The sequence below is a fragment of the Azovibrio sp. genome (genome assembly GCF_049658005.1).
In the GTDB taxonomy this organism is placed as follows: domain Bacteria; phylum Pseudomonadota; class Gammaproteobacteria; order Burkholderiales; family Rhodocyclaceae; genus Azovibrio.
Genome location: NZ_JBASOH010000098.1, coordinates 12,547 through 27,559 on the forward strand (window position 1 = coordinate 12,547; position 15,013 = coordinate 27,559).

Sequence of the window (15,013 nt, forward strand, 5' to 3'; positions counted from 1 at the left end):
CTCATTCCTTGATCGGGCGAAAACTGCGGTAGTGGTCGTCCGTGTAATAGAACTCCACAGGCGGCTTGCCCCCGGTGATAATGCGGCGGGCGCCCCGGTTTCTGGCGCCGGGGGTGGGAACCGTGTACTCCAGGTAATAGCCCCGGGCTCGCTGGGGCAGGTGCTTTTCAAAGTTGTTGAAGATGCTGCCGTCCTTGTTGGGATAGGCAAAGGGACCGCCCTGCTTGATCTGCTGCAGCACCTCCCGGCCTTCCGGGGGAAGCTGGTCGACACGGATGGCGCCGGAGTCGAAGCCGGGGACGGCGTGGCTGCCATTTCCGAGGAGCAGTGCTGCCGATAGCAGGAGGAAGCGGAACCAGGGTTTCATGGCGTTTGCCCGGATCGTGAAGGGGCCTTCAAGCACGATGCCCGCACCGGCGGGCATCGGTAGGGTGGGGCGTGATGCTTACTGACCGACTTCGACCTGGGTGTCGACCTTCTGACGCAGGCGGATGTGCAGTTCACGCAGTTGTTTTTCATCGACGCTGGAGGGCGCATTGGTGAGCAGGCACTGGGCGCGCTGGGTCTTCGGGAAGGCGATCACGTCGCGGATCGACTCGGCGCCGGCCATCATGGTGACGATGCGGTCCAGGCCGAAGGCCAGGCCGCCGTGTGGCGGGGCGCCATATTTCAGTGCATCGAGCAGGAAGCCGAACTTGGCCTGCTGCTCTTCCGGGCCGATGTTGAGGGCCGCAAACACTTTTTCCTGCACGTCGGCGCGGTGGATACGCACCGAGCCGCCGCCCAGTTCCCAGCCGTTGAGCGCCAGGTCATAGGCCTTGGCCAGGCACTGGCCCGGATCCGTCACCAGCAGGTCGAGATGCTCGTCCTTGGGGCTGGTGAAGGGATGGTGGCAGGCGGTCCAGCGCCTGGATTCGTCGTCATATTCGAACATCGGGAAGTCGATGACCCAGAGCGGAGCCCACTTGGCGCCGGTGACGAAGCCTTTTTCATGGCCGATCTTGACGCGCAGCGCGCCGAGGGCGTCGTTGACGATCCTGGCCTTGTCGGCGCCAAAGAAGATCAGGTCGCCGGACTGGGCCCCGGTACGCTCGATGACGGTCTTCAGGGAGGCTTCGGACAGGTTCTTGACGATCGGCGACTGCAGGCCGGTTTCGTTGATCTGGGTGACGTCATTGACCTTGATGTAGGCCAGGCCCTTGGCGCCGTAGATGCCGACGAACTGGGTGTAGGCGTCGATCTCGCCGCGCGTCAGAGCGGTGGCAGAAGCCGCGCCGCCCGGAATGCGCAGGGCGGCGATACGGCCGCCGGCGCTGTTGGCGACGCTGGAGAAGACCTTGAAGGCGACATCCTTGAAGGCGTCGGTGACTTCGGTGAGTTCGAGGGTGACGCGCAGGTCCGGCTTGTCCGAGCCGAAGCGGTGCATGGCTTCGGCGTAGGTCAGGCGCGGGAAGTCCGGCAGGTCCACGTCGATGGCTTCCTTGAACACGGTGCGGATCAGTTTTTCCGTCAGCGCCATGATTTCGGCCTCGCTCATGAATGAGGTTTCGATATCGACCTGGGTGAATTCCGGCTGGCGGTCGGCGCGCAGGTCTTCGTCGCGGAAGCACTTGACGATCTGGTAGTAGCGGTCGAAGCCGGCCACCATCAGCAGTTGCTTGAAAAGTTGCGGCGACTGCGGCAGGGCGAAGAACTGGCCGGGATGCACGCGCGACGGCACGAGGTAGTCGCGCGCGCCTTCCGGCGTGGACTTGGTGAGCATCGGCGTTTCGATGTCGATGAAGCCGTGCTCGTCAAGGAAGCGGCGGAAGGCGCGCGCCGTCTTGTAGCGCAGCATCAGGTTGTTCTGCATCTGCGGGCGGCGCAGGTCGATGACGCGATGGGTGAGGCGCACGGTCTCGGTCAGGTTCTCGTCGTCGAGCTGGAACGGCGGGGTGATGGAGGGATTGAGCACCTCGATTTCATGACAGAGGATCTCGATCTCGCCGGAGGCGAGGTGGGGATTGCGGGTTCCTTCCGGGCGCATGCGCACCTTGCCGGTGACCTTCAGGCAGAACTCGTTGCGGACGTCTTCGGCGATCTTGAACATGTCGGGACGGTCGGGATCGCACACCACCTGGGCCAGGCCTTCGCGGTCGCGCAGGTCGATGAAGATGACGCCGCCATGGTCGCGGCGACGGTGCGCCCAGCCGGCGAGGGTGACGATCTGGTCGCAGAGGGTGGCGTTGAGTTGGCCGCAGTAATGAGTACGCATCAGGGTGTTCCGGAAGAAATGGTTTGAAGAGGATCTGTTTTGCCGTGCCGGCGGCTGCTCTTGGGGGAGGGGGGGACCACCCCCATCGAGACGATATATTTGAGGGCTTCGTCCACGCTCATCTTGAGTTCCACGACTTCCTCGACCGGCATCATCAGGAAGAATCCGGAAGTCGGGTTGGGAGTGGTGGGAACATAAACGCTGACATAGTTGCCATCGAGGTGGTTGGCCACGTCCCCACCCGGCTTGCCGGTCAGAAAGGCGATGGTCCAGCTGCCCTGACGGGGGTACTGGACCAGCAGGGTCTTGCGGAAGGCGTTGCCATTGGGCGACAAGATGGTGTCCGAGACCTGCTTGACCGCGTTGTAAAGCGAGTTCACGACCGGGATGCGGGCCAGGATCTGTTCCCACCAACTCACCAGTTTCTGGCCGATGAAGTTCGCCGCCAGCAAGCCGGTGACGAAAATGATCATCAGGGTCAGGACCGTGCCTGCACCCGGAAGATCGAAACCGAGCAGATGAATGGGGTGGATGGCCTCAGGCAGCAGCAGCAGGGATTGATCCATGACGCCGACGATCATGGACAGTACCCAGGCGGTGATGGCCAGGGGAATCCAGATCAGGAGCCCGGTAATGAAGTAGCGCTTGAACACGGTCAGCTGGTCGAGCAGGCGCCGGAGGGGCAGGCGCCTTCCCCACCCTGGCAGGGGGGCGGGCTAGCGGGTTTGCTCTTGAAGTCGGTGGCGTACCAGCCGCTCCCCTTGAGCTGGAAACCGGCGGCAGACAGGAGCTTGTTATAGCTTGCCTGGCCGCATTCAGGACAGATGCTCAGCGGGGCGTCACTGAGCTTTTGCAGGTGTTCTTTCTGAAAACCGCAGGAGGTGCAGCGATATTCGTAGATGGGCATGGTCAATCTCCAGAAGGGTTGCGCATTATAACCGAGTGCTGGCACCTACTTGAAAGGTGTCTCGCGGCGCAATAGATGGAGGCTGATCGGCGGGAATCAAGCTCCCGAACCCAGGTACAGGCGGTTCAGCGACTCACCCCAGAACAGGGCGATGATGCCGGCGGCGGCCAGATAGGGGCCGAAGGGGATGGGAATGTTGCGCCCGTGCCGGGCGACGATCATCAGGGTGATGCCGACGATGGCGCCCACTACCGAAGACAGCAGGATGATGCAGGGCAGCATGGTCCAGCCCATCCAGGCTCCCAGGGCGGCCAAGAGTTTGAAATCGCCGTAGCCCATGCCCTCCTTGCCGGTGACGAGTTTGAATAGCCAGTACACCGACCAGAGCGAGAGGTAGCCCGCCATGGCGCCGATGACGGCGCTGGAGAGAGGAACGAACTGGCCGTTCAGGTTGAAGAGCAGACCGAGCCAGAGCAGGGGCAGGGTGAGACTGTCTGGCAGCAACTGGGTGTCCAGGTCGATCATGGCCAGGACCAGCAGGGTCCACAGCAGCAGGGTTGCCCCGATGGCCTGCCAGCCGGGGCCGAAGTGCCAGGCGGCAAACCCGGCCAGGAGGGCGGCCGCGGCTTCGGTCAGGGGGTAGCGCAGGGAAATGGGCGCCTTGCAAGCCTTGCATTTTCCGCCCAGCAGCAGATAGCTGAGGATGGGGATGTTTTCCAGCGCGCGGATGGGATGTCCGCACTGGGGGCAGCGCGAACCGGGGCGGGCCAGGCTCAGAGGGGGGGCCGACGGCGGCGCTTCTCCTTGCAATTGAGCGCACTGGGCCTGCCATTCCTGTTCCATCATGCGGGGCAGACGGTGAATCACCACATTGAGGAAACTGCCGACCAGCAAACCCAGGAGAGTCAGGATGGCGGTGAATGGTATCGGCTCTGATAGCAAGGAGAGCATCAAACGACCGCTCCTAGTTTGAAGATGGGGAGGTACATGGCGACCACCATGCCGCCAATCAGGGTGCCAAGAATCACCATGATCATCGGTTCCATCAGGCTGGAGAGGGCTTCGACTGCATCATCGACCTCGGCCTCGAAAAAGTCGGCGACCTTGGAGAGCATGGAATCGAGCGCCCCCGATTCTTCACCAATGGCCACCATCTGGGTGACCATATTGGGGAACAGGTTGGTGTTCTGCATGGCGCTGGTCAGATTGGCACCGGTGCTGACCTCCGTCTGAATTTCCCGGGTGGCCAGTTTGTAGACATGGTTGCCCGCTGCGCCGCCCACCGACTCCAGGGATTCCACCAGCGGGACGCCGGCGGCGAACATGGTGGAGAGGGTGCGGGTCCAGCGGGCAATGACGGCCTTGCGGATCAGCTCACCGAAGATCGGCATCCGCAATAACAGACGATCCATGACGATCTGCATTTTTTCGGAGCGTTTCCAGGTATAGAAGAAACCGTACAGGCCTCCGCCGATGATGCCGAAGATCGCATACCAATAGGCCACGAAGAAATCCGAGATGGCAATGATGATCAGCGTAGGGGCGGGCAGGTCGGCGCCAAAACTTTTGAAGACGTCTTTGAAGGCGGGAATCACGAAAATCATGATCACGGCGGTGATGATGAAAGCCACGACGATCACGGCGATGGGATAGAAGAGGGCGGACTTGATCTTGCTCTTGATGGCAAGGATCTTTTCCTTGTAGGTGGCCAACCGGTCCAGCAGGGAATCGAGAATACCGGCCTGTTCCCCGGCGCTCACCAGATTGCAAAAGAGCGGGTCAAAGTAGAGCGGATATTTGCGAAAGGCGGCGGAAAGGGAACTGCCGGTTTCCACGTCGGCTTTGATGTCCAGCAGCAGTTTGCCGACTGCTGGATTGGCGTGACCGCGCCCGACGATATCAAAAGACTGTAACAGCGGCACCCCGGACTTCATCATGGTGGCCAGTTGCCGGGTAAACAGGGTGATGTCCTTGTCGGAGACCTTGCCGCCCCGCTTGAAGCGTTGTCGGGTGATCTTGGCGTTCATGATCCCCTGGCGGCGCAAGGTGGTCTGCACCACCGTTTCCGTGGCCGCGCGCATCTCACCCCGGACGATCTTGCCGTCCTTGTTTTTGCCTTCCCATAGGAAAGTGAATTCCTTGACGCCAGAAGTTGAATTGGATTTCCCTGTGCTCGCCATGGTGTCTGCCTTTAGAGATTGGTGGTGCTCAGCACTTCATCGAGGGAGGTCAGCCCTTGTTTGACTTTGATCAAACCAGATTCCCGCAAGGTTTTGACGCCCTCGCGCGCGGCCTGGGCGGCAATATCGAGGGCGGTGCCATTGGCCATGATGATGCGCTGGATTTCTTCCGTGACGGGCATGACCTGATAGATGCCCAACCGCCCCTTGTAGCCGCTGCCCTTGCAACGGTCGCAGCTGCCGGGGCCGTACAGCGTCCAGGAACCATCGAGTTCCGCTTCCTTGTAGCCAGCATTGAGCAGGGCCTGCTGCGGGACTTCCAGGGGCTGCTTGCAATGGCACAGCCGCCGCGCCAGGCGCTGGGCGGTGATGAGCAGGATGCTGGAGGCGATGTTGAAGGTGGGGACCCCCATGTTCATCAGGCGGGTCAGGGTTTGTGGCGCATCATTGGTGTGCAGCGTCGATAGCACGAGGTGGCCGGTCTGTGCCGCCTTGATCGCGATTTCTGCCGTTTCCAGGTCACGGATTTCGCCCACCATGATGATGTCCGGGTCCTGGCGCAGGAAGGCTCTGAGGGCAGCGGCAAAGGTCAGCCCCGACTTGTCGTCCACATTGACCTGGTTGATGCCGGCCAGATTGATTTCCGCCGGGTCTTCTGCCGTGGAAATGTTGATGTCGGGTTCGTTGAGGATGTTCAGGCAGGTGTAGAGGGAAACGGTCTTGCCCGAACCGGTGGGGCCGGTCACCAGCACCATGCCATAAGGGCGGCGGATGGCATCGAGCAGAACCGCTTGTTGTTCCGGCTCGTAACCCAGGGCTTCGATCCCCAGGGTGGCGGAGGTGGGATCGAGAATCCGCATCACGATCTTTTCCCCGTGGAGGGTGGGGAGGGTGCTGACCCGGAAGTCGATGGCATGGGTCTTGGAGAGCACCAATTTCATCCGGCCATCCTGGGGAACCCGTTTTTCGGCGATGTTCAGGCGGGAGATGACCTTGATGCGGGAGGCGAGTTTGTCCTTGATGGCGAGCGGCGGTGTGATGACCTCGCGCAAATTGCCGTCCACCCGGAAACGGATGCGGTAGTACTTTTCGTAGGGTTCAAAGTGGACGTCGGAGGCGCCCTCGCTGATTGCATCCAGCAGGATCTTTTGCAGGAATCTGACGATCGGAGCGTCGTCGACGTCGCTGCCCTCGCCCTCTTCGGCGGCATCGCTTTCGGCGGCTTCATCGAGGAAGTCAAGGTTGAAATCATCCCCGGCCAAGCTTTTGAGTGATTCCGCGGTCGACTCGGTGAGCTTGGTGACCAGCGGCAACAGCTTGCTGATTTCGACGACGATGGGATCAATGGCCAGGCCGCTCTGGAAGCGGATTTCTTCCAGGCCATGCAGATTGGCCGGATCGGCCGTGCCGACGGACAGGCGATTGCCCCGTTTGAACAGGGGAACGATCCGGTGGGTGCGGATGAGCTTGGGGTCCACCGCCTCTTTGGGAATATGGGCTTCTTCGAGCGCGGAGAGGTCGAACAAGGGGGTGGCGAAAGTATCGGAGGCAAAACGGGCCAGTTCCAGCGCCGTCATTTTTTTGCCATTGACGATTTCCTCTGCGAGGGTGGCCTTGTTTGCCTGGGCCTGGCCCAGCAATTGCTCTGCTTCGTTCTCTTTCAGGCGACCGGCCTGGACCAGGGCGCGAGCCAAACCGCTCAAATTGGAAGAGGGAAGAGTTGCGGTCATGACAAAAGAGTTAAATGCAAAATAAATGACTGCCGATGATGCAACGAGGATCCTGGTTTGTAAAGCATGGATCGGGGCATCGATCGTGGTCGTGTGAGGTTGCTGCGCTCAATGGAGGGGAGCTGTCCGGTCATGGTCGCCCAATTTCATCCCGGGGTTGCGCGACGGCCTGGCCGGATGGAATTTCCGTGGGGCTTGAAATGCGCCGTTTTCATGCGCCAGGCCTGGCTTGTCCGCTCATGCACGGTTCAGCAGCACTTCGACCACAAAACGGCTGCCCACATAGGCCAGCAGCAAAACGGCAAAGCCCGCCAGGGTCCAGCGTAGCGCGATCCGGCCCCGCCAGCCATAAATATGGCGGCCTGTCAGCAAAATGGCAAAAATCACCCAGGAAGAAATCGCAAAAAAAGTCTTGTGGTCAAGGCGGAAGGGCTGGCCGAACAGGATTTCCGAATACAGCAGGCCGCTGCCCAGGGTCAGGGTCAGCAGGGCAAAGGCCAGGGTGAGCATGCGGAACAGCAGGGTTTCCATGGCCAGCAGGGGCGGCATGCTGGCGATGCGCCGGGAAAGCTGGCGCTGGTGCAGTTTTTTCTCGGCAAAGCCCATGAATACCGCGTGCGCGGCAGACAGGGTGAACAGGCTGTAGGCCAGCATGGCGGCAAGGAAATGCAGGCGGAAACCCAGGCTGCCGGCATTGCTGATCAGGTGGGTTTTGCTGAACAGCAGTGGCAGCAAACAGGCGGCGACTCCTCCTAGCAACACCATGGGTTGCAGGCCATCCATGCGAACCCGGAAGCTCTCCAGCCAGTAAATCAGGACCGCCAGCCAGATCATCAGGCTGAAGGCGAGGCTAAAGGAGAACTGCATCCGGGAGGCCTCGAACAGGGAGGATTCCAGGCCCGCTCCATGGAGTGCGAGGGTGATGCCGATGGCCAGTTTCTCCCAGGCAGGCGCGTTGACGCCGACCGGAGCCAGGGGGGCAGCTTCGGTCCAGCGGGTTCGCCAGAAATGAATGCCCAGGACCAGATACATGAAGCCTGCCAGGCCAAGGGGGATGAGCTGATTTACAATAGTCGCCATTCCAAAATTTTACTCGAAGCCCATTTGCCATGCTCGACAACCTGACGCAACGCCTTGCCAAAGTAATGAAGACCCTGCGGGGAGAGGCTCGCCTGACCGAAGAGAACATCTCGGCGGCCCTCCGTGAAGTGCGCATGGCCCTGCTGGAGGCCGATGTGGCCCTGCCGGTGGTGAAGGATTTCATTGCAGCCGTGAAGGAAAAGGCCGTAGGCGAGGAGGTCATTGCTTCCCTGACGCCGGGCCAGGCCCTGGTCGGGGTTGTCCATAAGGAAATGACCCGGCTCATGGGCGGGGCTCATGAGGGCCTCAATCTTGCCACCCAGCCGCCCGCCGTGGTGCTGATGGCGGGCCTCCAGGGGGCGGGCAAGACCACGACGGTGGGCAAACTGGGCAAGTACCTGAAGGAAACGCTGAAGAAGAAGGTGCTGGTGGTGTCCTGCGATGTGTACCGTCCGGCCGCCATCCAGCAGTTGCAGACCGTGGCCGGGCAGGCGGGCGTCGAGTGCTTCCCTTCCACGACGGCGGAAAAGCCCGAGGCCATTGCCCTGGGTGCCGTGGATTGGGCCAGGCGCCATTACTTTGATGTGGTGCTGGTGGATACGGCCGGCCGTCTGGCGGTGGATGAGGCCATGATGGCCGAGATCAAGTCCCTGCATGAGGCCTTGAAACCGATCGAAACCCTGTTCGTGGTGGATGCCATGCTCGGTCAGGATGCGGTCAACACGGCCCGGGCCTTCAACGAAACCCTGCCGCTTACCGGCATCGTGCTCACCAAGCTCGATGGCGATGCCCGGGGCGGCGCGGCCCTGTCGGTGCGCCATGTGACCGGCAAGCCCATCAAGTTTTCCGGTATCGGCGAAAAACTCACCGGGCTGGAACCCTTTCATCCGGAACGCATGGCCTCCCGCATCCTGGGCATGGGCGATGTGCTGTCGCTGATTGAAGAAGCCAGGAAGGGGCTGGACGAAGAAAAGGCCATGGCCTTTGCCAGGAAGCTGAAATCCGGCAAGGGCTTTGATCTGAACGATTTCAAGGAGCAGATCGGCCAGATGCGCAAGATGGGCGGTATCTCCGCCCTGATGGACAAGATGCCGACCCAGATCGCCCAGGCGGCCGGTCAGTTGCCGGTGGGGACCGAGGACAAGATGATTCGCCGGGTGGAGGGCATCATCAATTCCATGACGCCGACCGAACGGGCCAAGCCGGAACTCATCAAGGCAAGCCGCAAGCGCCGCATTGCCATGGGAGCCGGGGTGCAGGTGCAGGAGGTGAATCGCCTGCTCAACCAGTTTGAACAGACTCAGAAGATGATGAAGCAATTCACCAAGGGGGGGCTGGGCAAGCTGATGCGCGGCATGAAGGGGATGCTGCCCGGCATGGGGCGCTGAGCCAGGGGATTCAGGGTTTCAGGGATTCAGGGATTCAGGGATTCAGGGATTCAGGGATTCAGGGTTTGGGCGACGCCGGTTCGCCCATGGCCAGCTGGCGCTCGTAGCGCCACTGGTTCCAGGCGCCCCTGACCAGATTCGGGTATCCGGATTGACCCAGGCTGCCGTTGTAGCGGCCCAGGGCGCGGAACAGGTCGCCCTTTTCGATATCCAGGTAGTGGCGCAGGATGGTGCAGCCATAGCGCAGGTTGGTGCGCATGTGGAACAGGTTGTCATCGGGCTGGCCGATCAACTTGAGCCAGAAGGGCATGACCTGCATGTAGCCCCGGGCTCCCGCCGAGGACACGGCATATTTACGGAAACCGGATTCCACCTGGATCAGGCCCAGCACCAGCTGCGGGTCCAGTCCGGCCCGGGTGGCTTCGTAATGGATGGCGCGCAGCAGTTCCAGGCGGTACTCCTGATCGGGAATGCGCCTGGCAAGCCGGGGAGACATGGCGGAGAGCCAGTCCACGGCTTCCGAATAATCCTTGAAGGAACTGGCAGGGGGTTTCCTGTCGGCAATGGCGCCCGACAGGGCCGCCTGGACGCTGGCCGACATGGGTTCGTACTGTTGGGCTCCCGCCCATACCAGGGCGGGAACCAGGCATGGCAGCAACAGGGCGATCAGGCGGCGCACAGCTTTTCCTGCAGGAAGGCCAGGGCGGTATCGGCGGGGATCATGGTGGCTTCCTCATCCTGGCGGCCCTTGTATTCCAGCTGGCCGTTGGCCAGGCCCCGCTCGCCCACCACGATGCGGTGGGGCACGCCCATCAGTTCCATGTCGGCGAACATGGAGCCGGGCCGCTCGTCCCGGTCGTCCAGCAACACGTCCAGGCCGGCGGCCTCGAGTGCTTCGTAAAGCTGGTCGGCGGCGGCCTTCACGATTTCGCTCTTGTAGTAGCCCATGGGCACGATGGTGACCTGGAAGGGGGCGATGGCGGCGGGGAAGATGATGCCCCTGTCGTCATGGCCCTGTTCGATGGCGGCGCCGACGATGCGCGACACGCCGATGCCGTAGCAGCCCATTTCCATGATCTGGCTCTTGCCCTGTTCATCCAGGAAGCTGCAGTTCAGGGCCTTGGCGTAGGTGCTGCGCAGCTGGAAGATGTGGCCCACTTCGATGCCCCGGCAGATGGCGAGATTGCCCTTGCCATCCGGGGAGGGGTCGCCGGCCACCACCTTGCGCAGGTCGGCCAGCTCGGGTTCCGGGCAGTCGCGGCCGAAATTCACGCCACTCAGGTGAAAACCCGCGGCGTTGGCGCCGCAGACGAAATCGGCCATGACGGCGACGCTCCGGTCGGCAATGACCCGCACCTTTTCTGGATCCACCCCGACCGGCCCGATATAACCGGGCTTGCAGCCCAGGAATCGTTCCACCTCTTCTTCCGTGGCAAAGCGGAAGGGGTTGAGGCCGGCGATCTTGCCCGCCTTGATTTCATTGAGTTCGTGGTCGCCGCGCAGGAGCAGCAGGGCGAAGGTCCGGGGCCCCTCTTCGGGTTCGCTGACCACGGCGATGGCCTTGACCAGGCCGGAGAGCGGGATGTTCAGGAAGCCGGCCACGTCGGTACAGGCGGTCTGGCCCGGGGTGCTCACCTTGGCCAGTTCTGCGGTAGCGGCCGGGCGGGGCGTGGCAGGCGCCAGGGCCTCGGCCAGTTCCACGTTGGCGGCGTAGCCGGATTCCGGGCAGTAGGCGATGTCGTCCTCGCCGGTCTCGGCAATGACGTGGAACTCATGGGAGCCGGTGCCGCCGATCGAGCCGGTATCCGCCGCCACGGCCCGGAACTGCAGGCCCAGGCGGGTGAAGATGCGGCTGTAGGTGTCATACATCGACTGGTATTCCCGCTTCAGGTCCTCGAAGCTGCTGTGAAAGGAATAGCCGTCCTTCATCAGGAATTCCCGGCCGCGCATGACGCCGAAGCGGGGCCGGATCTCGTCCCGGAACTTGGTCTGGATCTGATAGAGGTGCAAGGGCAGCTGACGATAGCTCTTTACGTCGCGGCGCACCACGTCGGTGATGACTTCCTCGTGGGTGGGGCCGATGACGAAGTCGCGCTGGTGGCGATCCTTGAAACGCAGCAGCTCGGGGCCATATTTATCCCAGCGGCCCGATTCCTGCCAGAGTTCGGCAGGCTGCACGGCGGGCATCAGCAGTTCCAGGGCGCCCGCCTTGTTCATCTCTTCCCTGACAATGTTCTCTACCTTGCGCAGGACCCTGAGGCCCAGGGGCATCCAGGTGTAGATGCCCGCGGCGGCGCGCTTGATGAGGCCGGCGCGCAGCATGAGCTTCTGGCTGATGACCTCGGCGTCGGCCGGGGCTTCCTTGAGGGTGGCGAAGAAAAATCGAGAGGAACGCATGAGCAACGAGTCCGATATCCGGTAAAACTTCGATTTTACACCGGGCGGTAATTTTGCATGGGCGTCACAGTTGTGAAAGAATTCGCTTCAACCAAATATTTAGCAGGATTTAGCTATGCTCGACAAAGAGGGCTTTCGCCCGAACGTCGGCATCATTCTTTGTAACGCAAAAAACGAGGTTTTCTGGGGTAAACGGATTCGGGAGCATTCCTGGCAGTTTCCGCAAGGCGGCATCAAGCGGGGCGAAACGCCGGAACAGGCCATGTATCGGGAACTGCACGAAGAAGTCGGTTTGCTTCCCGAGCATGTGGCCATCCTGGGACGTACCAAGGGCTGGTTGCGTTATGAAGTGCCGACACATTGGGTCAAGCGTGAATGGCGGGGATCTTACCGGGGGCAGAAGCAGATCTGGTTCTTGCTGCGCCTGGTGGGACGGGACAGTGATGTCTCGCTGCGGGCCAGTTCCCATCCCGAATTCGACGCCTGGCGCTGGCACGACTACTGGATTCCCCTGGACACCGTGATCGAATTCAAGCGTGGGGTTTATTCCCAGGCCTTGAATGAGCTGGCGCGTTTTCTCGAAGCCGACAAGCGCAGGCGCCTGCGCCAGGAAAATCCATCATCCACACCGCCAGCGGCGGAGGGAAGGGAAGATGAATAGTTTCGTCCGTACCTTGTGTGCCCTGTTCCTGGCGGGGCTTGCCGTGCAGGCTCAGGCCGCCTTTGATGAGGAGTTTGAGGAAAAACCCTGGGAGGAGATTGCCGTTCAGCTGCCTCCCTTTCCCAAGGACGAAAACTTCCTCAGCTTTTATGTGAGCCCCACGGCCACCAACCGTTTCTTTCTCGACACCGAAAGTCTTTCTGTCGGCAGTGACGGCGTGGTGCGTTACGTCTTGCTGGCGCTCAGTGATTCGGGAGTGCGCAACATCACTTTTGAAGGCATGCGCTGCCAGACCCGGGAATGGCGGATTTATGCGGTAGGGCGGCCGGATGGAGGCTGGTCCAAGGCTCGGAGCAACCAGTGGAAGCCTGTTCGCGAGCAGGTCACCAACCGCCAGCATGCGGCCTTGTTTACCGATCTGCTCTGTCCCGATGGGGTGATTGCCTTCCGGGTCAGCGACATTCTGCGAGCCTTGAAGAAGGAGGGGCGGCCTTTATCCAAGGCTCCTTGATCAAGGCTCCTTGATCCAGCCTCCTTGATCCGGCCTCCTTGATCCGGCCTCCTTGATCCAGCTTGTCTGGCGTTGCCGACCCAGTTGCCAGCCCATTTTGCGCTGAATTTTGCATTGAATATCGGGCGCGGGAGTCCTGTTCCCTCTCCCGCGGGCCTTCTCCCTGAGTTGAATGCGCATGAGGATTTTGCCGTGATAGGCGCTATTGCCCTGGACGGCGATCCTGCTTGCACCGCTCACCTTGTCGGGGGCTTGGCATTTTATCTGCAGGGTGCATGCCTGCCAGCCCTCCTGGGCCAGCGGGAATCAGGACGGCCTGGGCCAGGATGCGGGTCAGGAAAACAGTAGCGCTTGGTTCACGTGGCTGCGGTTGGCTGCGGTTGGCTGCGGTTGGCTGCGGTTGGCTGCGTTTGGCTGCGTTTGGATGAAGCGGAGATCCCGAACCCGAAGCGCATGGCTTTGAAAGGAGAGGAAATGAACTGGAGTGACAGCTTGATCGTGGCGATCGACAAGGGCTTGCGGACCGTTTTTGCCGAGGCTCGCAGTGTCCGGCCGGTGCCCGGGGCGCAATTGCCCGAAGCCGGGCTCAATGATGCCGAGCGCCGCCATGTGGCGGCCCTGATGCGTATCAACCACGTCGGGGAGGTGTGTGCCCAGGCCCTGTACCAGGGGCAGGCCATGACCTCGCCCAACGAGCGGATCCGGGCTTCCCTGGAAGAGGCGGCCCACGAGGAAACCGAACATCTGGCCTGGACGGAGCAGCGTATCCGCGCGATGGGGGGGCGCAAGAGTCTGCTCAATCCCCTGTGGTATGCAGGTGCCCTGGCCATCGGCATGACGGCGGGACGTCTGGGAGACAGGTGGAATCTGGGTTTTCTGGCCGAAACGGAGCGCCAGGTCGAAGCGCATCTGGATCGCCATCTGGACAAGTTGCCGGCTCAGGATCAGAAGTCCTGGGCCATCCTCGAACAGATGAAGGTGGACGAGGTGAAGCACGCCGAGACGGCCGTGCGGCTCGGGGCTGCGCCCCTGCCGGGTCCGGTGAAGCTGCTGATGAAGCTCTCGGCCCGGCTCATGACCCGGGTGGCTTATCGGGTCTGAAGGCAGCAGCTGAAGGCAGCAGCTGGGGGCTGCAGTTGGGGGCTTCAGGCGACTTCGATGATGTCGAAGTCGTGGGTGATTGCCGCGGTTTTGCCCAGCATGATGGAGGCGGAGCAGTATTTGTCCTTGGACAGGTCGATGGCGCGTGCCACGGCCTCGGGCTTGAGATTCTTGCCGCTGACCCGGAAGTGAAAGTGAATGCGGGTGAAAACCTTGGGGTCGCTGTCTGCCCGCTCGGCCTCCAGGCGGACGTCGCAGCCGCTGACCTGGTGGCGACCTTTTTTCAGGATCATCACGATATCGAAGGCCGTGCATCCGCCGGTGCCGGCCAGCAGCATTTCCATGGGGCGGGGGGCCAGGTTGCGGCCGCCGGCTTCAGGCGCGCCATCCATGGTCACCATATGGCCGCTGCCGGTTTCCGCGACGAAGGACATGCCGCTGTCGGCGCCCATCCACTTTACGGTGCATTGCATCTTCATTCTCCAGGTAAGCAGCCGCTATTTTAGCTGAATAGCTGAACCACTGTTTTGCTGCCATGCACCAAAAATTCTGGCAGATTGGCGTGCTGGACCCGGAGGCAGGATTTAAAGAGTGCTTCAGTCGTTTCTTTAAAGACAACGATTCGCAATAAAATCAACAAGATATTAACGATAAGTTTATTTTATCCAGTCATTTTCAAGGAATTGTGCGCCGCACAATTTTCTTGCCTCGATCCTGTTTGTGGGGGATAATTCACCCATCGAAACAAGTTGTGGTGTCTCCTTCAAGTTGTTTTGACCTTTGTCTCCTCCACCCTCCTCCTTT

General features: G+C 61.3%; 15 protein-coding genes. 4 read left to right on the top strand and 11 right to left on the bottom strand.

The genetic code is table 11. The features are described from left to right. Position 1 precedes the first annotated feature (1 nt). The 8 genes from WBH99_RS09020 to WBH99_RS09055 form a co-directional block, all read right to left on the bottom strand. On the bottom strand, positions 2-367 hold the full coding sequence (locus WBH99_RS09020) for a ribonuclease domain-containing protein (protein ID WP_424219748.1): 366 nt from the start codon (positions 365-367) through the stop codon (positions 2-4). Positions 368-445: 78 nt separating this feature from the next. After that, entirely contained in the window at positions 446-2,254 is a 1,809-nt protein-coding gene (aspS, locus tag WBH99_RS09025; protein WP_424219749.1) for an aspartate--tRNA ligase, read from the bottom strand. After that, on the bottom strand, positions 2,254-2,907 hold the full coding sequence (locus WBH99_RS09030; RefSeq protein WP_424219750.1) for a DUF502 domain-containing protein: 654 nt from the start codon (positions 2,905-2,907) through the stop codon (positions 2,254-2,256). The genes aspS and WBH99_RS09030 overlap by 1 nt, the downstream gene beginning before the upstream one ends. A gap of 2 nt (positions 2,908-2,909) precedes the next feature. Continuing rightward, entirely contained in the window at positions 2,910-3,161 is a 252-nt protein-coding gene (locus tag WBH99_RS09035; protein WP_424219751.1) for an FmdB family zinc ribbon protein, read from the bottom strand. 96 nt (positions 3,162-3,257) lie between these two features. Beyond that, entirely contained in the window at positions 3,258-4,112 is an 855-nt protein-coding gene (locus WBH99_RS09040) for a prepilin peptidase (protein ID WP_424219752.1), read from the bottom strand. Next, positions 4,112-5,341: a type II secretion system F family protein gene (locus WBH99_RS09045; RefSeq protein WP_424219753.1), complete on the bottom strand. Its 1,230-nt coding sequence runs from the start codon at positions 5,339-5,341 to the stop codon at positions 4,112-4,114. The genes WBH99_RS09040 and WBH99_RS09045 overlap by 1 nt, the downstream gene beginning before the upstream one ends. Positions 5,342-5,352: 11 nt before the next feature. Continuing rightward, entirely contained in the window at positions 5,353-7,071 is a 1,719-nt protein-coding gene (gene pilB / locus WBH99_RS09050; protein WP_424219754.1) for a type IV-A pilus assembly ATPase PilB, read from the bottom strand. 237 nt (positions 7,072-7,308) lie between these two features. Further along, complete coding sequence (locus tag WBH99_RS09055) at positions 7,309-8,151, bottom strand: cytochrome C assembly family protein (RefSeq protein ID WP_424219755.1); 843 nt, start codon at positions 8,149-8,151, stop codon at positions 7,309-7,311. A gap of 29 nt (positions 8,152-8,180) precedes the next feature. On the opposite strand from WBH99_RS09055, the gene ffh reads away from it, so the two are divergent. After that, on the top strand, positions 8,181-9,539 hold the full coding sequence (gene ffh / locus WBH99_RS09060) for a signal recognition particle protein (RefSeq protein ID WP_424219756.1): 1,359 nt from the start codon (positions 8,181-8,183) through the stop codon (positions 9,537-9,539). 58 nt (positions 9,540-9,597) lie between these two features. Here the strand turns inward: ffh and WBH99_RS09065 are convergent, their stop codons facing one another. Together WBH99_RS09065 and WBH99_RS09070 are read right to left on the bottom strand one after the other, a co-directional pair. Next, a complete protein-coding gene (locus WBH99_RS09065) occupies positions 9,598-10,218 on the bottom strand; it encodes a lytic transglycosylase domain-containing protein (protein WP_424219757.1) in 621 nt (206 codons plus the stop codon). Beyond that, positions 10,206-11,936 carry a proline--tRNA ligase gene (locus WBH99_RS09070; protein ID WP_424219758.1) on the bottom strand — a complete coding sequence of 577 codons (1,731 nt, stop codon included), beginning with the start codon at positions 11,934-11,936 and terminating at the stop codon, positions 10,206-10,208. Before WBH99_RS09070 ends, WBH99_RS09065 begins: the two co-directional genes overlap by 13 nt. Positions 11,937-12,051: 115 nt before the next feature. Here WBH99_RS09070 and WBH99_RS09075 point away from each other — a divergent pair, with 115 nt between their 5' ends. The 3 genes from WBH99_RS09075 (at position 12,052) to coq7 (ending at position 14,209) form a co-directional block, all read left to right on the top strand. Beyond that, positions 12,052-12,597, top strand: coding sequence for an RNA pyrophosphohydrolase (locus WBH99_RS09075; protein ID WP_424219759.1), 546 nt, complete (start codon positions 12,052-12,054; stop codon positions 12,595-12,597). Continuing rightward, a complete protein-coding gene (locus tag WBH99_RS09080; protein ID WP_424219760.1) occupies positions 12,590-13,108 on the top strand; it encodes a CNP1-like family protein in 519 nt (172 codons plus the stop codon). The genes WBH99_RS09075 and WBH99_RS09080 overlap by 8 nt, the downstream gene beginning before the upstream one ends. 474 nt (positions 13,109-13,582) lie before the next feature. Next, complete coding sequence (gene coq7, locus WBH99_RS09085; protein WP_424219761.1) at positions 13,583-14,209, top strand: 2-polyprenyl-3-methyl-6-methoxy-1,4-benzoquinone monooxygenase; 627 nt, start codon at positions 13,583-13,585, stop codon at positions 14,207-14,209. Positions 14,210-14,253: 44 nt separating this feature from the next. Here the strand turns inward: coq7 and WBH99_RS09090 are convergent, their stop codons facing one another. Continuing rightward, entirely contained in the window at positions 14,254-14,682 is a 429-nt protein-coding gene (locus WBH99_RS09090) for an OsmC family protein (RefSeq protein WP_424219762.1), read from the bottom strand. Positions 14,683-15,013: the final 331 nt, after the last annotated feature.